Origin of the sequence: Tractidigestivibacter montrealensis, assembly GCF_024741235.1 — a bacterium.
GTDB classification, from domain to species: Bacteria; Actinomycetota; Coriobacteriia; order Coriobacteriales; family Atopobiaceae; genus Tractidigestivibacter; species Tractidigestivibacter montrealensis.
Window position 1 is genome coordinate 66,826 of record NZ_JANSKA010000002.1, and the last position, 22,622, is coordinate 89,447.

17 protein-coding genes are annotated in these 22,622 nt (G+C 61.5%); all 17 read left to right on the forward strand.

The window, feature by feature from the left end:
• The first annotated feature begins 4 nt into the window (after positions 1-4).
• The 17 genes from NVS32_RS03450 to argB all read left to right on the forward strand — a co-directional run bounded on the left by NVS32_RS03450 (position 5) and on the right by argB (position 22,578).
• Positions 5-892, forward strand: coding sequence for a class II fructose-bisphosphate aldolase (locus NVS32_RS03450; protein WP_258498685.1), 888 nt, complete (start codon positions 5-7; stop codon positions 890-892).
• Between the two features lie 163 nt (positions 893-1,055).
• On the forward strand, positions 1,056-2,594 hold the full coding sequence (locus NVS32_RS03455) for a class I adenylate-forming enzyme family protein (protein WP_258498686.1): 1,539 nt from the start codon (positions 1,056-1,058) through the stop codon (positions 2,592-2,594).
• Between the two features lie 3 nt (positions 2,595-2,597).
• A complete protein-coding gene (locus NVS32_RS03460) occupies positions 2,598-4,193 on the forward strand; it encodes an acyl CoA:acetate/3-ketoacid CoA transferase (RefSeq protein WP_258498687.1) in 1,596 nt (531 codons plus the stop codon).
• 52 nt (positions 4,194-4,245) lie between these two features.
• Positions 4,246-5,097, forward strand: coding sequence for a 3-hydroxyacyl-CoA dehydrogenase family protein (locus NVS32_RS03465; RefSeq protein WP_258498688.1), 852 nt, complete (start codon positions 4,246-4,248; stop codon positions 5,095-5,097).
• A gap of 63 nt (positions 5,098-5,160) precedes the next feature.
• On the forward strand, positions 5,161-6,372 hold the full coding sequence (locus tag NVS32_RS03470; RefSeq protein WP_258498689.1) for a thiolase family protein: 1,212 nt from the start codon (positions 5,161-5,163) through the stop codon (positions 6,370-6,372).
• A 34-nt stretch (positions 6,373-6,406) separates the two neighbouring features.
• On the forward strand, positions 6,407-7,597 hold the full coding sequence (locus NVS32_RS03475) for an iron-containing alcohol dehydrogenase (protein ID WP_258498690.1): 1,191 nt from the start codon (positions 6,407-6,409) through the stop codon (positions 7,595-7,597).
• A gap of 173 nt (positions 7,598-7,770) precedes the next feature.
• On the forward strand, positions 7,771-8,913 hold the full coding sequence (locus NVS32_RS03480) for a glycerate kinase family protein (RefSeq protein ID WP_258498691.1): 1,143 nt from the start codon (positions 7,771-7,773) through the stop codon (positions 8,911-8,913).
• A 118-nt stretch (positions 8,914-9,031) separates the two neighbouring features.
• Positions 9,032-9,493 (forward strand): PTS sugar transporter subunit IIA, encoded by a 462-nt coding sequence (locus NVS32_RS03485; RefSeq protein ID WP_258498692.1) that lies wholly within the window; start codon positions 9,032-9,034, stop codon positions 9,491-9,493.
• A 123-nt stretch (positions 9,494-9,616) separates the two neighbouring features.
• Positions 9,617-10,198 carry a DJ-1 family glyoxalase III gene (locus NVS32_RS03490; RefSeq protein WP_117651509.1) on the forward strand — a complete coding sequence of 194 codons (582 nt, stop codon included), beginning with the start codon at positions 9,617-9,619 and terminating at the stop codon, positions 10,196-10,198.
• Position 10,199: 1 nt separating this feature from the next.
• On the forward strand, positions 10,200-11,546 hold the full coding sequence (locus NVS32_RS03495; protein WP_233519102.1) for a Y-family DNA polymerase: 1,347 nt from the start codon (positions 10,200-10,202) through the stop codon (positions 11,544-11,546).
• A complete protein-coding gene (locus NVS32_RS03500; RefSeq protein ID WP_118078373.1) occupies positions 11,536-11,769 on the forward strand; it encodes a hypothetical protein in 234 nt (77 codons plus the stop codon). The genes NVS32_RS03495 and NVS32_RS03500 overlap by 11 nt, the downstream gene beginning before the upstream one ends.
• A gap of 32 nt (positions 11,770-11,801) precedes the next feature.
• Positions 11,802-12,503 carry an ABC transporter ATP-binding protein gene (locus NVS32_RS03505; RefSeq protein ID WP_032111333.1) on the forward strand — a complete coding sequence of 234 codons (702 nt, stop codon included), beginning with the start codon at positions 11,802-11,804 and terminating at the stop codon, positions 12,501-12,503.
• Positions 12,497-15,859, forward strand: coding sequence for an FtsX-like permease family protein (locus tag NVS32_RS03510; protein WP_258498697.1), 3,363 nt, complete (start codon positions 12,497-12,499; stop codon positions 15,857-15,859). Before NVS32_RS03505 ends, NVS32_RS03510 begins: the two co-directional genes overlap by 7 nt.
• A 55-nt stretch (positions 15,860-15,914) precedes the next feature.
• Positions 15,915-18,980, forward strand: coding sequence for a DUF4422 domain-containing protein (locus tag NVS32_RS03515; protein ID WP_258498699.1), 3,066 nt, complete (start codon positions 15,915-15,917; stop codon positions 18,978-18,980).
• Positions 18,981-19,178: 198 nt separating this feature from the next.
• Entirely contained in the window at positions 19,179-20,255 is a 1,077-nt protein-coding gene (gene argC, locus NVS32_RS03520) for an N-acetyl-gamma-glutamyl-phosphate reductase (protein WP_258498701.1), read from the forward strand.
• Positions 20,256-20,348: 93 nt separating this feature from the next.
• Positions 20,349-21,635: a bifunctional glutamate N-acetyltransferase/amino-acid acetyltransferase ArgJ gene (argJ, locus tag NVS32_RS03525; RefSeq protein WP_258498702.1), complete on the forward strand. Its 1,287-nt coding sequence runs from the start codon at positions 20,349-20,351 to the stop codon at positions 21,633-21,635.
• A 67-nt stretch (positions 21,636-21,702) separates the two neighbouring features.
• A complete protein-coding gene (gene argB / locus NVS32_RS03530) occupies positions 21,703-22,578 on the forward strand; it encodes an acetylglutamate kinase (protein WP_258498703.1) in 876 nt (291 codons plus the stop codon).
• The last annotated feature ends 44 nt before the right edge of the window (positions 22,579-22,622 follow it).

The window sequence follows — 22,622 nt, forward strand, 5'->3', positions numbered from 1 at the left end:
TTCCATGTACGTCTCAGTTAGCGAAATGCTCAAGCATGCGAGCACTAACAGCTATGCTGTTCCAGCTCCCAACTGCCCGGACTTCAATACCGTAAGGGCCGCTCTCATGGCAGCGCAGGAGGAGCACTCTGCCGTCCTTATCGACATTTCGCCGAGGCAGATGAACATGCACATTGCCCCAGAGGTTGCTGCTGCAATGGTGCGCGCTGCTGCAGAACCCCTCGACGTGCCCGTTGCCCTTCAACTTGATCATGGAATCGAGTTCGAGGACATTTGCCGGTGCATTAAGGCTGGCTATACGTCAGTCATGGTTGACTCCTCAAGCCTTCCGTTTGAGGAGAACGTTCGCCGCGTGTCTCAGATAGTCTCTCTCGCCCACGCCCATGGAGTGAGTGTCGAGGCGGAGCTTGGGCACGTCGGACAGGCCGCGGCTGGTGACGGCCGCAGTGCGGACATGTACACAAATGTGAACATGGCCGTCGAATTCATCGAGAGGACCGGGTGCGATGCCCTGGCCGTTGCCATTGGGACCGCACATGGCAACTACCCTAAAGACTTTGTTCCCAAACTAGACTTTGAGCGCCTGAAGGAGCTCAAGCATGCGGTTGGAAACTATCCGTTGGTTTTGCATGGTGGATCTGGCTCGGGAGACGAGAACTTCAAGAAGGCCGTCGATGGCGGCATAAACAAGGTAAACCTTTGGACTGACTATTCTGCCGCATACGTTCGCGGCTTGCGCGAAGAGCTTGCCACCGAGGAGAGGCCCGACTACATGCTTCTCTCTCGTGCCGTTGAGAGCAAGGCTTCCGATTGGCTCAGGCACTACATGAGGTTGTTTAAATCGTCCAACCGCTACCAATTCGGTACTGAGACGCTTGAGGCAACGGACTAGCCCCGTCTATGCTCGCAGGTCTTTGGAAGTGGATTGCAGGAACACCAATGTATCTTGGAGGTGGTCAAAGATGATATCCGGGAAGGATTGCTGGAGCATGACGCTTCAGCGAGGAATGTCGACACATTCCGTATCAGGCAGAACGATGTACGCCTTCGATGACATGGCACCTAGTCTTTACCATCAGCTCGTGCAATCAGCTTCCTCTAATCCCCAAGCTACAGCAGTTGTTGATGACTGGGGACGTCCAACGACTTACGAGCGTCTCCTCTCCCTGACGGATGATTTTGCTGCTTACCTTGCTTCCGAGAAGGGCCTTGGGCACAGTTCGCTCATCGCTCTTCTCATGCACGCAGACCTCGAGTTTGTGGTTGCCTTATATGCCATATCGAAGCTCGGTGCTGTTTGTGTGCCGATACCCACCAAGTATCGTGTGCGCGAGGTGGCTTCGCTCCTGGACATCGCCAAACCAAGCGCCATGATTGCTGGCGAGGAGTTCGAGGGTTGGGCGGCGAGTCTCCCCGTTGACCCAGAAAAGTGTATCTGGTCCCGTGATGTTGAGCATGGCTATGGTTTCGATGGGGTCTGCGGCTATTCCTATCCTGCCGCCAACGGCTCTGGAAGTCCATCGGATCCAGCAATCATGATGTTTACGAGCGGAACAACCTCAGCAGCGAAGGGGGTGGTTCTTAGGAACTACAACCTCGTATTTGCTACCATGATTTACCAGAGGCTCATGGGAACGACTCCGGCAGATTCCTGCCTTGTCCCCATCCCCATCTATCACGTTACGGGTCTGATTGCTCTCTTGGCACAGTTCATCTACGTTGGGGGAACCGTGTTCCTCCATCGCAGGTTCGATGCTAGGAGGGTGCTCGAGTGCATCCGTGACGAGGGGATAACCTACCTCCACGGATCCCCGACGAGCTTTGCCGAGCTTCTGCCTCTGAGGTCGGACTTCCCCTCCCTCCCAAGTGTGCGCGCCATGCTCTCCGGATCGAGCTATGAGCCGGTGTCAAAGATGCGTGCCTTCCACGAGTGGATGCCTACGGCTACGTTCCAGGTAGTCTATGGCATGACCGAGACAAGCTCGCCAGCGCTCCTCTTTCCTTGGGACTCTGCAACCTCAATCTATGCTGGTGCTACGGGAAAGCCGATTCCCGGAGTTGACGCCGTTCTTCTCGATGAAGATCACTATGAGGTTCCCGTTGGAGAGGTGGGCGAGCTTGCCCTGCGCGGTGTGTGCGTTACCGAGGGCTACTTTCACCATGAGTCAAGCGACCTGCTCCCCGGCGGATGGCTCCTTACGGGAGACATGGGTTACGCAAACAGTGAGGGCATGATTTGGATAGTCGACCGCAAGAAGGACATGATCAACCGCGGTGGCGAGAAGGTGTGGTGCTCTGCCCTCGAGGAGGTGCTCTGCGAGGTTCCGGGAATCAATGGGGCCTGTGCTTGCGGGATGCCCGATGACCTCTACGGAGAAGTTCCCGTTGCCCTGTGCGTAAGACAGACGGGGTCGCACGTCACAGAGGACGAGGTCAAGCTGGCGCTCAAGGGGAGGCTTGCTCACTTCAAGATTCCTGTCCACGTTGCGTTTGCGGATGAAATACCTCAGACGAGAGGCGAAAAGCCTGATAGGCGCGCTGCGCTTGAGCTAGTTCGCCAGTCGCTTTTGGAGAAAACACCGAGAAAGGCTTGATTCATGGCTAACAGGGACCTTCGGGCAAGTTTTGTCGCTCCTGAGGAGGTGGCAGCATCAATCGAAGATGGGACAACCATTTGCACAATTGGGATGACGCTCGTCTCCGCCTCTGAGTCCAACCTTAAGGCGATTGAGAAGCGGTTTATCGAGACTGGACATCCGCGCGACCTCACCCTTCTGCACTCGTGCGGCCAGTCTGATAGGGCCCGTGGTATTCAGCACTTGGCGCACGAGGGACTCGTGACGCGCATCATCGGCTCGCACTGGGGTCTCCAGCCCAAGTGGATGGACATGATTGCGAGCAACAAGGTAGTTGCGTACTGCCTCCCACAGGGGCAGATTGCCCAGCTTTACCGAGCCATGGCATGCGGACTGCCAGGAAAGATGAGCAAGGTTGGTCTGGGCACCTTCATCGATCCGCGTATCGAGGGCGGCAAGATGAACGAGCGAACCCAAGGCGAGCCAGACATCGTTGAAGTCGTCACCTACCATGGCGAAGAATACATGATGTACAACGAGGTGCCCATCGACACCCTTCTTATCCGCGGTACCACCTGCGACGAGATGGGCAACATGACCACCACGGACGAAGCCATGAAGCTGGAGGTCTTCAACGCGGTTCTCGCAACCAAGCGCTATGGCGGGCAGGTCATAGCCCAAGTACGCGACGTTGCCCAAACCGGCACGCTCAACCCCAAGGACGTGACGGTTCCTGGCGTGTTTATTGACAAGGTGGTGGTTTGCCCCAATCCCGAGGAAGACCATCGCATGACTTCCTCAATCTACTTCGACCCCTCGTATGTGGGAAAGCTCAGGCGACCGATGGCCGCGATTGATCCCGCTCCGTTCAACGTGCGTAAGTTCATTGCACGGCGAGGGTGCCAGGAGCTGTATCCCGGCTGCGTCGTCAACCTCGGCACAGGCATCCCCAACGACATGGTGGGACGGGTCTGTGCTGAGGAGGGCCTTTCCGACAAGGTCATGATTACTGTCGAGAGCGGCATCTATGGCGGTGTGCAACTCGGCGGCATCGATTTTGGCATAGGCCAGAATCTCTATGCCATGGTGAGCCATCCCGAGCAGTTCGATTACTACGACGGGGCTGGTGTTGACGTCACGTACATGGGGCTGGGAGAGCTTGACGGAGAGGGAAACGTCAACTCAACCAAGATGGGCGAGAGGTGCACCGGCGCAGGGGGCTTTGTCGACATCACCCAGAATGCGAAGTGCGTTGTCTACCTTGGAACGTTCACGGCCAAGGGCGCCGAGTATTCCTTTAATGGCAACGAACTGCACATCCTCAAAGAGGGTGCCGTGAGGAAGATGGTCAGCCACGTGCGGCAGATCTCCTTCAATGGCCCACGAGCTCGCAAGAGCGCCCAGCGAGTGGTCGTCGTAACCGAGCGCGCTGTTTTTGAACTGGTGCAAGAGGGGGTCAAGCTCGTCGAGATTGCCCCTGGCATCGACCTCAAGACGCAGGTTCTAGACATGATGGATTTCGATCCCATCGTCGCAGATGATCTCAAGACTATGAGTCCAAGCCTCTTCGTTCAGGACGGGCCCTGTGGGCTCCTGGAGAGTTTCGGCAAAAAGTAGGCCGTTGGACTATCGCTATCAAGCTTTAGATACTCACGGAAAGGATTCAGAGATGGATACTATAAAGGTTGCTGTTATTGGGTCCGGGCTCATGGGTGCTGGTATTGCCCAGGCGTGCGCGACTGCTGGCTTCCAGGTCGTGAACATCGACATTGCCCAGGAGCCGCTCGATAAGGCAAAGGCGCTTGTCAACAAGCTTGTACAGAAGAAGGTTACAAAGGGCAAGATTACCCAAGGGGAATGTGACACCATCCTTGGTAACCTTACGTACTCGACAGACTACGGTGAGCTTGTCGGCGCCAAGTATGTAATCGAGGCCGTTCCCGAGCGACTCGACTTCAAGCGGTCGACCTTCGAGAAGGTAGACGAGGTTGCCGATGCGGATGCAGTTCTTCTGACCAACACATCCGGCATCGACATCGACCAAATTGCCTCGGCGACCAAGCGCCCAGCATCGGTTATGGGGATGCACTTCTTCTATCCCGCACCCGTTATGAAGCTCGTCGAACTGGTTCGTGGCGAGGAGACCTCTGTGGAGACGTACGAGAAGGCCAAGGAGTTTGCTGAGGCCATCGGCAAGACGACCGTGGACGCTCCCAACACACCTGGATTCATTGTCAACCGAATCATCAACCCGTACGAGAACATGGGTGCCTGGCTCGTCTCCGAGGGCGTTTCTCCCAAGGACGTTGACACTGCAATGAAGCTGGCATGCAACCACCCGATGGGTCCCTGCGAGCTCATGGATTTCTCGGGCATCGACGTGGTGTACGCCTCACTCATGAATCTCTACGAAGGCTATGACCACGATGATTTGTACCGTCCTGCTCCCGTTTTCAAGGAGCTTCTGGACGCCGGCAAGCTTGGTCGCAAGACCGGCCATGGCTTCTATGACTACGAGTAGAGAAGTGCAGTCGCTGGCGTAGCTCCTCCATGTTCAAGACAGGCACTACGAAGGGAAAGACCAATGAGCAATAGGCAGTTTGAAAAGAACCCCGATGACGTCGTGATTGTTGCGGGCGCACGTACGGCTATCGGCAAGTTTGGTGGAAGTCTTAAGACCGTCCCCACCATTGACCTGGGGGCCATTGCGGTCAAAGAGGCGGTCAAGCGCTCCGGTGTTGACCCGAGCAAGGTGGGCGAGGTTATCATTGGCAACGTTGGTGGTTGGGGTCCCAATGGTTTTCTTGCTCGCGCGATTTCCCTTAAGGCCGGGATGCCCAACGAGTGCACCGCGTATTCCGTGAACCGCCAGTGCGGCTCGTCTGTTCAGGCAATTGCTGACGGTCTTCAGGAGATTCAGACGGGCTTCCGCGACGTGGTTGTGGCAGGCGGCGCGGAGTCCCTCTCTACACTTCCATACTATGTGCCGTCGGCGCGATGGGGTGCGCGCATGGGCCACAAGCAGTTCGAGGATGGCGTCATCGACGCCCTCGTTTGGCCGCTTGACGGAAACCACAATGGAATTACTGCCGAGAACGTTGCTAAGAAGTTTGGCGTAAGCCGTGAGGAGCAGGATGCTTTCGCCGCTCGCTCTCAGCAGCGTGCGTGTGCTGCAGTTGCTTCCGGTGTGTTCAAGACTGAAATCGTTCCCGTTGAGATCAAGGGTCGCCATGGTGCCGTGACGGTTTTCGACACCGACGAGGGCCCGCGTGAGGGTGTGACGGTCGAAAGCCTTGCCAAGCTCAAGCCCTGCTTTGTGACAGATGGCACGGGTACTGTAACCGCAGGCAACTCCTCAAGCTTGAACGACGCAGCTGCCGCCGTGGTTATGATGAAGCGCTCGAAGGCGGAGGAGCTTGGATGTGCTCCCATGCTGACCATCCGTGGCTGGGCCGTTGCGGGCTATGATGCTACCCTCATGGGCTACAGCCCCTACTTCTCCACGGTCCAGCTTTGTAACCAGCTTGGAATTGATGCGCAAGCAATTGATATGTTTGAGCTTAACGAGGCATTCGCTTCTCAGTCGGTTGCCGTGAGCCGTGACCTTGGTCTTGACTCCGAGAAGCTCAACATCTACGGTGGCGGGATTTCTCTGGGGCACCCCATTGGAGCTACTGGTGCCATCCTCGTCATTAAGTGCGCCTACGAGCTCGCCCGCACCGAAAAGCGTGATGCGATGGTCTCAATGTGCATCGGAGGCGGACAGGGCATCTCGATGTACTTCACAAAGGACTAGATGCAAACGCTGAAGCACGAAAGGAGAACCGATAATGGTCAACTTTGAGTATCTCGTCCCCACAAAGATTCTGTTTGGCAAGGGAACTGAGAATGAAGCCGGTAGGCTCATCAAGGAGTTTGGCGGACATAAGGCACTCATCCATTGGGGTGGGGACTACGTTCGCACCACCGGCCTTCTCGACCGTGTGCACAAGGGGCTTAAGGATGCGGGCATTACATACGTAGACCTTGACGGTGTTGTGCCCAACCCGCGTCTTTCCTTGGTCAAGAAGGGTGTCGAACTCTGCAAGCAAGAGGACGTCGATTTTATCCTTGCCATTGGAGGTGGGTCTGCTATTGACTCCTCCAAGGCAATCGCCTATGGCCTTGCGAATGACTTTGACCTGGAAGACCTATTCCTTGGTAAGGTCTCGACGGACAAGATTGCAAAGATTGGCGCCATCTCGACCTTGGCGGGTACCGGTTCCGAGACGTCGAACTCGGCAGTCATCGATATTGACACAATGGGTCCCAAGACTCTCAAGCGCTCCTACAACCATGAGTGCGCGCGTCCTCTCTTTGCCATCATGAACCCTGAGCTTACCTATTCGCTGCCTGCCTACCAGACGGCTGCGCCTGGAGCTGACATCATGATGCACACCATGGAGCGATACTTCACGACCGAGCGTGACGTAGAGCTCACCGACGAGATTGCAGAGGGTCTTCTCCGCACCGTCAAGACCATGGTTCCCGAGGCCCTTGCCCATCCCACGAGCTATACAGCACGTGCAAATCTGCTGCTGGCAGGCGCCAAGTCTCATGATGGACTTACGGGGCTTGGCAGGGTGGGCGACTTTGCTTGCCATGCTATCGAGCACGAGATTGGCGCAATGTTTGACGTTGCCCATGGTGCCGGACTCACGGCAATTTGGTCTAGCTGGGCTAAGTACGTTATCCATGTTGATCCCGAGCGCTTTGCCCAGTTTGCCGTCAACGTGTGGGGCGTTCAGAACGACTTCCACGATCCCATGGCGACTGGCCTGCGTGGTATTGAGGCTTGGGATCAGTGGTGCCATTCCATCGGGATGCCCACAAATCTGCATGAGCTGGGGGTTAATCCCACGGACGAGCAAATTCAGGAGATGGCCGAGGGTGCCGTCGAGGCGCGTGGTGGCGATCATGCTGGCAACTTCATGAAGCTACACGTCGAGGATATCGTGAACATTCTCAAAAACGCACGGTAGACAAACGGTATGTGACGCGGGCCGCCTCTGTTCCTTGGGCGGCCCGCTTCTTGTAACCAATATGGGGAAGATGATAGTGAGGGTCCGGCGTGCTATTGCGGAAGGGCTCTCTCTTTGACAGTGTCAAGTGCCTGGCGTGTAGCGACGAGAGAGGTAACAGAGGGGGAGCGCACATGAGATTTGTCTTCGCATCCGATTCGCTTAAGGGCACCATCAGCTCTGCTCGCGCGGCTGACATCCTCGAGGAGGAGGCAACGCGCCTGCTTCCCGGCGTGTCCTGCACCAGGCTTGCCGTGGCAGACGGAGGAGAGGGGACCGTCGATGCCGTGGTTGCCTCTCTCGGAGGATCTCGCATCGACGCGACTGTCGAGGACCCCCTTGGCAGACCGGTCGAGACAATCTACGGCATGCTCCCCGGGAACCGTGCCATCATCGAGATGGCCGCTGCCTCGGGACTGCCGCTTCTCACGCACGCGGAGAGAAACCCCATGCTCACGAGCACGTACGGCACGGGGCAGCTCGTGCTCCACGCGCTGCGCAACGGTGCCGCCGAGGTAACGCTCGCCATTGGCGGCAGCGCAACAAACGACGGTGGCATGGGAGCCATGCGCGCGCTGGGCGTGCGGTTCCTCGACGGCGCGGGTGGAGAACTCCAAGGTACCGGCGCAGACCTCGGCCGCGTGGCCAGAATTGACATCTCAGGGCTTGACCCCCTCGTCTCGCGGGCAAGCTTCCGGTTGCTCTGCGACGTTGACAACCCGCTCCTTGGCCCACGCGGGGCAACTCGTGTGTTCTCACCGCAGAAGGGGGCGACTCCCGAGCAGGTCGAGGAGCTCGAGCGGGGCATGGCCTCCTACGCCCGAGTCCTCGAGCGGACTCTGGGGCGCGCCGCGGACCAGCCTGGCGACGGCGCAGCCGGTGGCCTTGGTGCGGCGATACGCCTCTTCCTCGGCGCCACGTCGGTTCCAGGAATCGACTGGGTTCTTGATGTTGTGGGGCTTGACCGGGCACTTCTCGGCGCAGATCTCTGTATCACGGGCGAGGGACACGCCGATGCGCAGTCGGCTCACGGCAAGGTGGTCTCGGGCGTGGCGTCGCGCTGCAAGCGGTTGGGCGTGCCCTGCATAGCCATAGTGGGTGGTATGGACCCCGGTGCCCTTGACCTCATGGACCTGGGCGTAGACGCGCTTGTGCCAACGGTTATCGACTGTGGCGACGTGGCAGATGCCCTGGCTCATGCCGAGAGGAACTATCACCTCGCAGCGGCCAGGGTATTCTCGCTTATGGCGCTGGGCAAAGGTCTTCCCGTTACTTAGGCGCGGCGTATCCGACCTCAATTCTTGGGCGCGACGGGCTTCCCTGCTACTATTATGTAAAGAGGTCACCGTGCCAGGGCACGGTGACCCATGTTTCCTACGTCCAAAGGAGCACCCAGTGAGCGATTTCGTAACTTCCAACGACGTCTTTGTTAACCAGCACGCCGAGAGCCGCGACGAGGTGCTGCGCTTCATCTCCCAGAAGGCAGTCGAGCTTGGCATCACCGATGACGCCGATGCCGTCTACAAGGCCTTTATCGCCCGCGAGGACATGGGCGAGACGGGCATGACCGACGGCTTTGCCGTGCCGCACGCAAAGGACGCCGCCATCAAGAAGGCAGCCGTCATCGTCTTCAAGAACGACCACGCCCTCGATTGGCCTTCCTTCGACGAGAAGCCTGTCGACATTGCCATCTCGCTGCTGGTCCCCGCCGGCGAGGCTGGCACCACGCACATCAAGCTGCTGTCCAAGACCGCCGTCCTGCTCATGAAGGATGACTTCAAGAGCCTCGTGCGTGGCTCCGATGACCCCAAGGTCATTGCCGACGCCATCAACAAGGGCATTGACGATCAGGACTAAGCCAACGGGGCGGGGTTTCCTCGTCTGCGCAGCTGTTGATTTCGAGGGCGGCCGCATTTGCGCGCCGCCCTTCTTATGATGAGACAAAGGGACTGTCCCTTTGTCTCATGAGAGGAGTACGGAATGTTCAGGCAGTCGACCGACAAGCGCGTCGCGGTGTTTGTAGCCAATGGCCTCGAGGAGATCGAGGGTCTCACGGTGGTTGACCTGCTCTTCCGCGCGGGTATTCCCACCGATACCGTGTCCATCACGCCGGAGCGCACCGTGACCTCCTCGCACCAGGTCACCATCACCTGCGACCGCTCTATTGCGGACGAGGGCTTCTCCTTCGATGACTACGACATGCTCGTGCTGCCTGGTGGCATGCCGGGAACGCTCAACCTCAAGGCGTGCGAGCCCCTCACCGCTGCCGTCAAGGCCTTCGACCAGGCGGGCAAGGGCGTTGCTGCCATCTGCGCCGCTCCCTCGATCCTGGCTGAGCTGGGCATTCTCACCAACCGCCCCGCAACCTCGAACCCCAACTTCCAGCACGTGCTGGTGGAGAACGGCGCCATCCTCTCGGAGGAGCCTGCCGTGGTGGACAGCAACGTGATCACCAGCAAGGGCATGGCAACCGCCATCCCGTTTGGCCTCGAGATCGTCCGCTGGTTCCTGGGGGATGCCGCTGTCGAGGACCTCAAGCCCCGCATCGTGCTCGAGCACTAGCGTGGCAGAAGCCCCCGCGGCGCGCGTGCAAGAGCGCCAGTACCTCTGCATAGACCTCAAGAGCTTCTACGCAAGCGTGGAGTGCGTGGAGCGTGGCCTTGACCCGCTCGCGACGCGCCTTGTGGTGGCCGACCCCACGCGCACTGAGAAGACCATCTGCCTTGCGGTCTCGCCTGCCATGAAGGCGCTGGGCGTGCGCAACCGCTGCCGCGTCTTTGAGATCCCCCAGACCATCGACTATGTGATGGTGCCGCCGAGAATGGCGCTCTACATGGAGCGCTCGTGCGACGTCTATGCGGTCTACCTGCGCTGGATTGCCCCTGAAGACATTCACGTCTACTCGATAGACGAGGCCTTCATGGACATCACGGGCTATCTCGACCTCTACGGCTGCACGGCGCGCGAGCTTGGTGAGCGCATTCGCGAGGACGTGGTCAAGACTACCAGCATCCCCGCCACCTGCGGGCTGGGCACCAACCTCTACCTGGCAAAGATTGCGCTCGACATCACTGCCAAGCACAGCAGGGACTTCTTTGGCGAGCTGGATGAGGAGACCTATAGGACTACGCTGTGGAACCACCGCCCCATCACGGACTTCTGGCGCGTGGGGCCAGGCATCGCCGAGCGACTTGCGGCTATGGGCATACACACCATGGGCCAGGTTGCCACTTACCCGGCCGAGCCCCTCTACCGAGAGTTTGGCGTTGACGCGGAGATTCTCATTGACCACGCATGGGGTGTGGAGCCCGTGACCATGGCAGACATCAAGGCCTACCGCTCCGGCTCCCATTCCGTCTCGACGGCGCAGGTTCTGGGCTGCAACCGCGACTTTGCCGGTGCGCGCATCATCGCCCGCGAGATGGCAGACTCCCTCGCTCTCGACCTCGTTGACCAGCGGCTCGTTGCCAGCGGCGTGAACTTGTACGTGGGATACGACCTTTCGGCCGAGGAGCGCGCGGGCATCCGTGATCGCTCGGACCCCCGCGCCTGGTACCGAGCCGTTGCCTCCGCCGGCGGCACCGAGCGCCTCCTTGTGCCCACCAGCTCGCGCGAGCAGATCATGGCCGCAACCACGCGCATCTTCGATTCCTCCGTTGACCGTTCACGCCCGGTGCACCGCCTTGGCCTCACCGCTACGGGGGTGCTTCCCGAGGACGCTTCCGGCGTCCAGGACAGCCTCTTCGCCACGCCCGAGGCAGACGCCCGGGAGCGGCGTCGGCAGGAGGCCATAAGTGCCGTGAAGCGCAAGTTTGGCAAGAACTCGCTGCTCAAAGGCGTTGACCTTCTCCCCGAGGCAACCACGCGCGAGCGCAACCTGCAGATTGGGGGCCATCGAAGTGGAGAGTAGCGGTGCGGGCGGATGCGCCACGCCACACGCGCGCCAGCCCATGCCCCTCTCGGAGCGGGCAAAGATCTTCTCGCCGTTTGATCCGCTCAAGGGATACCGCGCCGTGCTCGCCGAGCGCGAACGCCAGCAGGAGGAGGGTACCGCCCACGGGCCAAGGCCGTGGCTTCACCCGGCGCCACCCGCCATCCAGCGCGGTCCCGGGCATAATGTGGACAAGGACTGATGGCTGGGTACCGCTGGGATTGGGCGTGTTACATGGCATTTGTTGAGTTCAGGGACGTCTGTAAGACCTACCACATGGGTAGCGTCGAAGTTCATGCGGTCGCTGGCATGTCCTTCGACATCGAGGAAGGCGAGCTCTGCGTGATTGTGGGGCCGTCCGGCGCCGGCAAGACCACTGTCCTCAACATGCTTGGCGGTATGGACTCCTGCACCTCGGGGTCCATCCGGCTCGCGGGCCGCGAGGTCTCGGGGCTCTCGGAGCACGACCTCACGCTCTACCGTCGCCACGACATTGGCTTTGTGTTCCAGTTCTACAACTTGGTACAGAACCTTACCGCACTCGAGAACGTCGAGCTCGCAAGCCAGATCTGCACGAACCCGCTCCCGGCAGCCGAGGTGCTTGACGAGGTTGGCCTCGCCGAGCGCAAGGACATGTTTCCGGCGCAGCTCTCCGGCGGTGAGCAGCAGCGCGTTGCCATTGCTCGTGCGCTTGCCAAGAACCCCAAGCTTCTGCTCTGCGACGAGCCCACGGGTGCCCTGGACTACGTGACGGGCAAGCAGATCCTGGGACTTCTCCAGCGCACCTGCCGCGAGCGCGGCCGCACCGTGGCAATTGTGACCCATAACTCGGCCTTCACCCAGATAGCCGACCGTGTGATTCACGTGCGGGAGGGCCGTGCCGAGCGCATCGAGACAAACGAGCACCCGCTCGATGCGGCAGAGGTCGAGTGGTAGGGGTGGCAGCCTCGCCGTTCACAAGGAGCGTGTGGAGGAGCATCCGCGGCTCGATGGGACGCTTCCTCGCCATTACGGGCATCGTGGCCCTGGGCTGCGGATTCTTGGCCGGCCTGCAGATGTCCGGGCGAGACATGCGCCTCGCCGCAGATCGCTGGTTTGACGGCTGTAACCTGTATGACCTGCGGCTGGTTTCCACGAAGGGCTTCTCTGAGAAGGACGTGGAGCGCGTCTCGTCTACCGAGGGCGTCACGGCGGTTATGCCATCGAGTTCCACCGACGTGATGGCGCGCGTTGGCAACGAGCAGATGGCCGTGCGCATCGCGTCGCTCGACGTTGACGCGGCGCAAGCGGCGACAAGCACGTCTGACGAAGCGGTCGAGTCCTCGGACGATTCCTACCTCAACCGCGTGCGTCTTACGGCGGGGCGCTGGCCACAGTCTTCCGACGAGTGCCTGCTCGATGGTGATGCCGCCACGCCCGGCCTTGAGGTGGGCGACACGGTCGAGGTCCTCTACGGCGCGGATGACCTCGACGGCACGCTCTTGGTGCGCGCCTTCACGGTGGTGGGGCTCATGAGCTCGCCGAGCTACCCCTACACGGGCACCTTTGGCACTACGACGCTTGGTGACGGATCAATCAAGCAGGTAGCCTATGTCCTGCCCTCTGCCTTCTCGGACGACTACCCGTGGACCATGCTCTACCTGAGCGTCAACGGTGCAGGCGCAGCCGTTGGCGGAAGCTCGTCTTACGAGAAAGCCCTCTCGCCCACGAAGGAGGCCCTCTCCGCGCGCCTGGACGAGCTGGCCCAGGCACGTCTCGATGACCTGCGCCAGGATGCCCAGGCCAAGGTGGACGACGCGCAGGCCCAGCTCGACCAGGAGCGCGCGGACGCAGAGTCGCAGCTGGCGGATGCAAAGTCGCAGCTGGATGACGCGGCACAGCAGATAGCCTCGGGCGAGGATGAGGTTGCCTCCGGCAGGGCGCAGCTCGAGGATGGCAGGGCACAGCTCGAGCAGAAGCGCGCCGAGGCCGCCTCGCAGCTGCAGGCAGCGCAGGATCAGATCGACGCCAACCAGGCAACGCTTGACCAGCGGTGCCAGGAACTCGGGGCGAGCACGTCCGCCCTGCTCGCGCAAACCGGCGCGTCTTCGCTCGACGAGGCGGCCTCCGCACTTTCTGCCCAGAAGGAGCAGGCCAGCGCCGGAGTCGATGCCCTCGAACAGCAGATTTCTTCCTTGGAGGCGCTGGGTGACGCTGCAGACCCGGTAACGCTCCAAACCCTGCGCGGGCAGCTTGCCGCGGCGCAGGCTTCGCTCGACCAAGTGAACCAGGCACTTGCGGGGGTGGACCAGCTCTCCTCCGCACAGTCGCAGCTTGCGGACGCCCAGGCCCAGCTTGACGCCGCCAAGGCCCAGCTCGAACAGCAGCGCGCGAGCGCTGAGGCCGAGCTTGCGGACGCCCAGGCAACGCTCGACCAGAGCGAGGCCCAGCTCGCCCAGGCCGAGGGCCAGCTGACGGACGCCAGGGCAAGCTACGAGGACGGCCTTGCCAGCTACCAGGAGCAGGAGGCAAGCGCCCAATCGCAGCTCGATGACGCACAGGCAAAGATCGACGATGCCCAGACCCAGGTGGATTCTCTCGAGAAGCCCGAGGTCTACCTGCTCGACCGCACGCAGGACGAGGGCGTCGAGACCTACATGCAAGACACGTGCCGCATGGACGGCATCGCAAACGTCTTCCCGGTCTTCTTCTTTCTCGTGGCCGCGCTTGTCGCACTTACCACCATGACCCGCATGGTCGAGGATGACCGCGTCCTTATCGGCACGCTCAAGGCCCTGGGCTACTCCAAGGGCCGGATTGCCTCGCGCTACCTTGCCTATGCAGCCATCGCCAGCGTGGGTGGTGCGATTCTGGGCATCGCCGTGCTTTCGCAGGCGCTCCCAGCCATCATCATGGCCTCCTACGGCGTCATCTACGCCGTGCCCGCCATGGCGTGGCCCCTTCCCGTTGATCCCCGGGTGGCGCTTGTGTCAGGTGGCGTTGGCGTTGGCGTGACGCTTGTTGCCACCTGGGGTGCCGTGGTCTCGAGCCTGCGCGAGACGCCCGCCCAGCTCATGCTTCCGCTGGCGCCCAAGCCGGGAAAGCGAATTCTTCTCGAACGCATCCGTCCGCTCTGGAACAGGCTCTCGTTCTCGTGGAAGGTCACTTGCCGCAACATGTTCCGCTACAAGCGCCGCCTTGCCATGACGGTGGCAGGGGTGGCGGGCTGCACGGCGCTGCTTCTGGTGGGCTTTGGCCTCCACGACGCCATCTGGGACATTATCGACTGCCAGTACGGGCCCATCGTTCACTACGACACCACCGTGGGTATCAAGGACGGCGCGACCGATGAGGACATGACTGCCGTGGAGGATATCCTTGCCTCGACTGGCCAGGTGACGCGCGAGGACCGCGTGCAGGAGGTCACCATGCACGCGGCCGCCAGCGGCGACGCCACAGACACGCTGCGTGTGAGCGTGGTTGTGCCCCAGAACGCGTCGACCTTTGAGGGCGCAGTGACGCTGCGGAGCCGCACCGCGCACGAAGAGATTCCCTTTGACGGAGACTCCCTTGTCATTACCGAGAAGCTCGCAACCCGCCTGGGCATTAGCGTTGGCGACTCCGTGGTGCTCCGTGACGTGGACGAGGTGGGCAACGCCACTGGTGAGGGACACGCTCTCACAGTGACTGGCATCTGCGAGAACTACGTGGGGAACTACGTCTACGTGGGACGCAACGCCTGGGCCAAGGTGGACGCGAGCGAGCCGTCCTTCTCGACCGTCCTGGTGGCAACCACACTTGACGCGGACGGCCGCACCGCGCTTTCCGAGGCGCTCCACAACGAGGGCGCCGTATCGACCGTGGCCTTCTCCTCCGAGACGATTGAGCTCTACCGGTCAATGCTCTCGGTGGTGGATGCGGTTGTCATCGTGCTGGTGGTCTCGGCTGCGGCACTTGCCTTCATCGTGCTCTACAACCTCACGAACATCAACGTGTCCGAGCGCGTGCGCGAGATTGCAAGCCTGCGCGTGCTTGGCTTCACGCGCCGAGAGGTGCACGCCTATATCTTCCGCGAGATAGCCATCACCGCTGCCATTGGTGACGCGGTGGGCCTGCTTCTGGGGACGTGGCTCGAGAACTTTGTGGTTACCACTGCCGAGGTCGACTACGTGATGTTTGGGCGCACCATCCACGCGGCGAGCTACGGCTTTGCGTTTGCCCTCACGATGGGATTCACGCTGCTTGTGATGCTCGCTATGCGGCGCCACCTCGACGCCGTTGACATGGTGGAGAGTCTGAAGAGCGTGGATTAGGCTGGTATCATGGCTCAAGAACATTCCTGCAGGTATGTAGTCCTTTGGAGGGACAATGCCCAGAATCTCCGCGATCGTTCCGGCCTACAACGTGGCCGCCTACCTCGAGCGCTGCCTTGAGAGCCTCAAGGCCCAGCAGCTCGAGGACTGGGAGGCAATCGTCGTGGATGACTGCTCCACGGATGCCTCGGGGGCCATCGCCGACTCCTTTGCAAAGGCGGATTCCCGCTTCCGTGTGATTCATCACAGCGAGAACCGCGGTCTCCACCTCGCGCGTAAGACGGGCGTCGAGGCAGCGACGGGGGAGTGGTCATTCCTTCTCGACGGCGATGACGAGCTGGCACCCGAGTTCCTCTCAGAACTTGACCATGCTACCAACGCCACTGACGCCGACGTTTTCCACGTTGGCATCACTGTGGTGGGCGAGAACGGCGTCACGGACGATGCCGCCCGCTCGTTTGCGGCCTTTGTCAACCGTCCTAGCGGCGTGGCCGAGGGCGCGGATATCCTGCTCGACATCTTCGACGAGTCGCATGGCCAGCTTGTCGACTGGCGCGCCACGCAGCGCCTCTACAGGACGGACCTCCTGAAGCGCGCGTTTTCTGCCATGACCAGCGAGCGCCTCGAGCGCGCGGAGGACGGCTATGAGGTCTTTGTTGTCTCTGACATGGCGCGTCGCTCTGTGGGGCTTGAGCAGTGCAAGGGCTACATCTACCACTACGGCGTGGGCGTCACGGGCGCAAGCGGCATCTCTGCCGCGCGCTTTGGCGACTTCTGCCGGCAGTTTGGCGCCTGCATCGACGCAACGGCAGACTACGCCGTACGCGAGTCGCGACCCGAGCTCGCCACGTCTCTCATCGGCATGCGCCACAAAATGCTTGAGCTTCTCGCCAACGACCTACTTGACCGCGTGTCCATGTCCGAGTGGGACCAGGCAGCAGCCCATCTTGCGGACGAGTTTGGCCCCGCGGCTGCCGCACGCGAGCTCTGGCGCTTTGTGCGCGATCGCGCCTATCACTTTGTGAGCGCCTGCGAGCTCCCGCCGGCGGACGATTCTCTCAACCAGCTCGTGCCCATAGCCGAGCGTGTTGACGCCACCGTCGACCCAAAAGCTACCGACCCTGCAGACTTCTCCCGTGTCCGCTTCATGCGTTCGAGGGCAAAGACGCACCTTGCCCAGCTTGAGCAGATCAAGCACGTTGCCGGCTTTGACTCGCTGGACATCCGCATCCTCGTGACAACGCACAAGGACGTCGTGGTGCCCAAGAGCGACATGCTCCAGCCCATCCAGGTTGGCCCTGGCAACAGGAACAATCGCTTCTGCTGGGCGCTCCACGACGACGAGGGCGAGAATATCTCGGACAAGAACCCCATGTACTGCGAGCTCACCACGCAGTACTGGGCATGGAAGAACACCACCTCTCCCTACATTGGCTTCTGCCACTACCGCCGCTACTTCAACTTCTCCTCAAACGTCTATGAGGAGAACCCCTACGGCGAGGTCATGGATGACTTCATCGACGATGATGCCATCAGGCGTTACGGCCTGGACGACGCTACCATCCGCTCCTGCGTCGAGGGCTATGACCTCATCACCACTGGCTTCAAGCGCCTGAAGGACTTCCCCGGTGACTTCTCCACGCCGCGCGAGCACTATGCCGCCGCACCGGCGCTGCACGCCGAGGACCTCGCCCGCTGCGTGGCGATCGTACGCCGGCTCTTCCCGGACTACGCGCAGGACTTCGAGGCGTTTCTCTCGGGTGACCGCTCGTGCTTCTGCAACATGTACATCATGCGCAGGGAGATCTTCTCGTCCTACTGCGACTTCCTCTTCCCCGTGCTGGAGGAGTTCGTGCGCGAGACGGACATGTCCACCTACAGCCGCGAGGCGGTGCGCACGCCGGGACACCTGGCCGAGCGCCTCTTCAACGTGTGGTACCTGCACGCCATGCGCACCGGCGATGGTGCGGGCTGGAAGACCAAGCAGCTGCAGTGCGTCCACTTCGAGAACCCCGAGCCCGCGCCCACCTTCACCCCGCTCTTCCTTGACCGCGAGCCTGCCGAGGCGCCAAAGGTCGTCCCTGTGGTCTTTGCCTCCGATGACGCCTATGCGCCTGTGCTTACGGTGGCCATCGACTCCATGCTCAAGAACGGTGACCCCAGGCGCTTCTACGATGTGGTGGTGCTCACGAGCAACATCTCTGGGGACCACCAGGCAACCATGCGTGCCCACCTGGGGCGTCATGCCAACGCCCGCATTACCTTCTTTGACGTGTGGCGCATGGTCAAGGGCTATGACCTCGACACCAACAACGAGCACATCTCGATCGAGACCTACTACCGCTTCCTCGTGCAGGATGTCCTCTCGGCCTACAACAAGGTGCTCTACCTCGATTCCGACCTCGTCGTAGAGGGAGACGTAGCAGAGCTCTTCGACACCGAGCTTGGGGACAACCTTGTTGCCGCCACGCGTGACGTGGACTACCTCGCCAACCTCAACCTCCCCGATGGCGACCGCCTTCGCTACACCCGCGGTGTCCTCAAGTTGAAGGACCCCTACGACTACTTCCAGGCGGGCGTGCTGGTCCTCAACACCAAGGCCATGCGTGCTCTCCACACGGTGCCGGAGTGGCTCAAGGTGTCCCAGCGCACTGACTTCATCTACAACGATCAGGACATCCTGAACTCCGAGTGCGAGGGGAGGGTCACCTACCTCGATGCCTCGTGGAACGTTACGAATGACATCTTCCATAGGGCGACCAAGCTCTATCCCAACGCTCCCGCCGCAGTGTACGACGCGTACCTCGCGTCGCGCCGCAACCCCAAGATTGTGCACTTTGCCGGCGCGGCAAAGCCCTGGACCCACGGGTGGATCGACCTCTCTGAGCACTTCTGGAGCCACGCGCGCGAGACGCCCTTCTACGAGGCCATCCTTGTGGGGCTTAGCAAGCGCCAGGCCCAGGCGAACGGTGGTGGTACCCCTGGCAACATTGCAGGCCACGAGCGCGCGGTGAGCGAGAAGAGCCCGCTTCGCCAGGTGATTGACCCCATCGCGCCCATTGGCAGCGCCCGTCGCGAGGTACTGAAGTCGATTGGTCGCGGTATCCGCGGACGCAAGTAGGAGGTTTCGCAGATAGTGGGAACTCGTCGCCCGGGGCCCTGCTTGGGGTTTCGGGCGTATTCCCGATTGTGTCAGGGAGAAAAACAGATTGTCGCCTATGGCACATGACCCATGCCCTGTGCTATCCTGCACCCAATAAACAAAAGCAATCTTGCATATGGTATGCATTTTATGCATTGTTCTGGGGTGATTGAGGGAATGGAGCGTATAAGGACCTGCGTCGTGGGGGCAACCGGATTCGCTGGAGTCGAGGTCTGCCGCATCGTTCTGGGGCATCCCGCCCTGGAGCTCACGATGGCCACGGACCGCAAGGCCGCGGGTACCAGGCTTGCCGACGTGTACCCTGCCTTCGAGGGCGCCTGTGACCTGGTGCTCTCGCTTCCCGAGCCAGAAGCCATCGCCCAGAACGCAGACGTTGCCTTCCTCGCCGTGCCCCACACTGCCTCGCTTGCCATCACGCCCCAGCTGCTTTCGCTGGGCGTCACTGTCATCGACCTCTCTGCGGACTACCGCCTGCATGATGCGGCCGTCTACGAGCAGTGGTACGGCACCCCGCACACAAGCCCCGAGCTTCTCGGCCAGACGGTCTACGGCCTGCCCGAGCTCAACCGCAGCGGGCTTCTTGTGCTGGGGGAGCGCCACGAGAAGGGCGAGGCGGTCCTTGTCGCCGTGCCGGGCTGCTATCCCACGGCAACGGCCCTCGCTGCCATCCCGGCGCTCGAGGCCGGCCTTGCCACGGGTGACCTCGTGATTTCCGACGCCATCTCGGGCGTCTCTGGCGCGGGCCGCTCCGCCAACGCGCGCACGCACTACTGCCACGCCAACGAGTCCGTAGAGGCGTATGGCGTTGCCCACCACCGCCACACGCCCGAGATAGAGCAGACGCTCACGCAGGTTGCCGGCCGCGAGATGAACGTTGTCTTCACGCCGCACCTGGCTCCGCTCACCCGCGGCCTTCTCGCCACGGTGTACATGACGGCAGCCGATGGCATCACTGCAAACGATGTGCAGGACGCCTACGAGCGCCGCTATGCCGACGAGGCGCTTGTCTCCACGCTTCCTGCTGGCCACATGCCGCAGACCTCCTCGGTTGCGGCAACCGCCCGCGCCCAGGTTGGGGTTGCCCTTGATGACCGACGACGTAGGGTCATCATCGCGTCCTGCGCGATTGACAACCTCGGCAAGGGGGCCGCAGCCCAGGCCATGCAATGTGCGAACCTGGTTCTTGGCCTCCCAGAGACCCAGGGTATCGGAGTCACCGCCCCGCTCATCTAAGTCCATAGCCGAGTTCGCCGACTGGCGCAAGGGCTACCCGCACCGTCCGTCTTGGGCGCGCATGCGGCGCGTCCCCGTCCAGAAAGACCAACCATGAGAAGCTGCAAGCCCCTAGTCATACCCACACAGGACGACGCACCTCAGTCGTTTGGCTTTTCCCCCTGCGAGGGTGGTGTCTGCGCCGCTGTCGGAATGCGCGCCGCTGGCATTTCCGCTGGCTTTCGCAAGAATCCCCAGCGCAAGGACATGGCGCTCGTCGTAGCCGACAAGACCAGCGTCTGTGCGGCAACGTTCACGCAGAACCGCTTCTGCGCCGCGCCGGTACAGGTGAGCCGTGCGCGTGCCGCCTCTGGCCATGCGCGCGCCGTGGTGCTCAACTCCGGCAACGCAAACGCAGCTACAGGCGAGCCTGGCCTGCGGTGCGCCGAGAAGGCCTGCGCCCTTGTCGCCCAGGCGCTTAACTGCGACGAGCGGGATGTGCTGGTTGCCTCGACGGGCGTCATTGGCGTGCAGCTGCCCTTTGAGCCGTACGTGACGGGTGTGCCCGCGATTGTGGACGCGCTTGCGGCAACTCCCGCGGCCGCCCACGATGCTGCCTGTGCCGTTATGACCACGGACACTCACTCCAAGGAGGCTGCCTTCGCAGGCCCTGCGCCTCAGGCGGACGGCAGTTCCGTCACGGTGCATGTGGGCGGGTTCGTGAAGGGCTCTGGCATGATCCAGCCCAACATGGCAACCATGCTCTGCGTGCTCTCGACCGACGCCCCGCTCACGCCAGAGGCCGCACACGCCGCGCTTCTCTCGGCCGTGCGTCAGACCTTCAACAAGGTGACCGTGGACTCCGACACCTCCACCAACGACACGTGCATCCTCTTTGCCACGGGCGCCGCCGGAGGAGAGGACATCGACGAGGCGTCGCCCGCCTTCCCGGCCGTGGCCGCGGCCATCAAGGGCGTCTGCACCAACCTTGCGCGCCAGATTGCCGCAGATGGCGAAGGGTCTACCAAGCTCGTCACGGTGGACGTGCTGGGGGCCGCCACGCAGGCGGACGCCGAGAAGGTTGCCTTTGCCATCGCAAACTCGCCGCTGGTCAAGACCGCTATCTTTGGCCACGACGCAAACTGGGGCCGCGTCGCCGCGGCTGCCGGCAAGTGCGGGGTTCCGTTCTCACAGGAGGACGTGGACATCGACTTCATGGGCGTGCCCGTGCTGCGCGCGGGGCTTCCCGTCCCCATGGACGAGGAAGACATGCTTCGCCGCTTCGAGCAGCCCGAGATAGACATTGCCATCTCGCTGGGTGCGGGGGAGGCCCACTCGCGCGTGTGGACCTGCGACCTCACGCACGACTACGTCAAGATCAACGGGGAGTACCGCACCTAGGGCGCCCTGTGCCCGGCCGCGCACGGTGCGGCCCCACGACCAGACAACCCTAAGGCAGGAGGCACGCATGCAAGGTCGCGAGGAAGGCGAGCTCGAGCTCGCGCAGAGGAAGGCAGAGGTGCTCACCGAGGCACTCCCGTGGATTAACAAGATGCGCGGGAAGACCGTCGTAGTGAAGTATGGCGGATCCGCCATGGAGGACCCCAAGCTCATGGTGCAGGTGCTGGGAGACATCGAGCTTCTCAAGCTCATGGGCATGCGTGTGGTGCTCGTGCACGGTGGCGGCAAGGCGATAAGCGCCATGCTTACGCGCCTCAACATGCCCGTGCAATTCAAGAACGGACTGCGCGTCACCGACGACGATACCATGGAGGCCGTGCAGGAGGTCCTTATCGGCAAGGTCAACCAGCAGCTGGTCTGGGCGTTGAACGAGTACGGCCACAATGCGGTGGGCATCTCGGGCGCGGATGGAAAGACGCTCAAGGCGGTGCCCGTCTCGCCGGAGCTTGGCCGCGTGGGCCACATCCGCGAGGTGAGCCCCGAGCTCATCGAGACAATTCTTGATGACGACTACATTCCCGTGATTGCGAGCGTCGCGTGCGGTCCGGACGGCTTCTTCAACGTGAATGCCGACGAGGCGGCGAGCGCGGTTGCCGAGGCGCTCCACGCCGACAAGCTCATATACCTCACGGACGTCGATGGCCTCTTTGCCGACGTCAACGACGAGGGAAGCCTTATCCGCTCGCTCACCAAGGCCGAGACCAAGAGCATCCTCGCATCCGGCGAGCTTGCGGGCGGCATGGTGCCCAAGGTTCGCTCGATCGTGGAGGCCATGGACCGCGGCGTGTCCGAGGTGGTCATCCTCAACGGCAAGTCCCCCCACTCGCTGCTGCTCGAGATTTTCACCGACGCAGGCGTGGGCACCCTCTTCACCCAAGCATGAGACAAAGGGACAGTCCCTTTGTCTCATTCAGAACAAGGAGAACA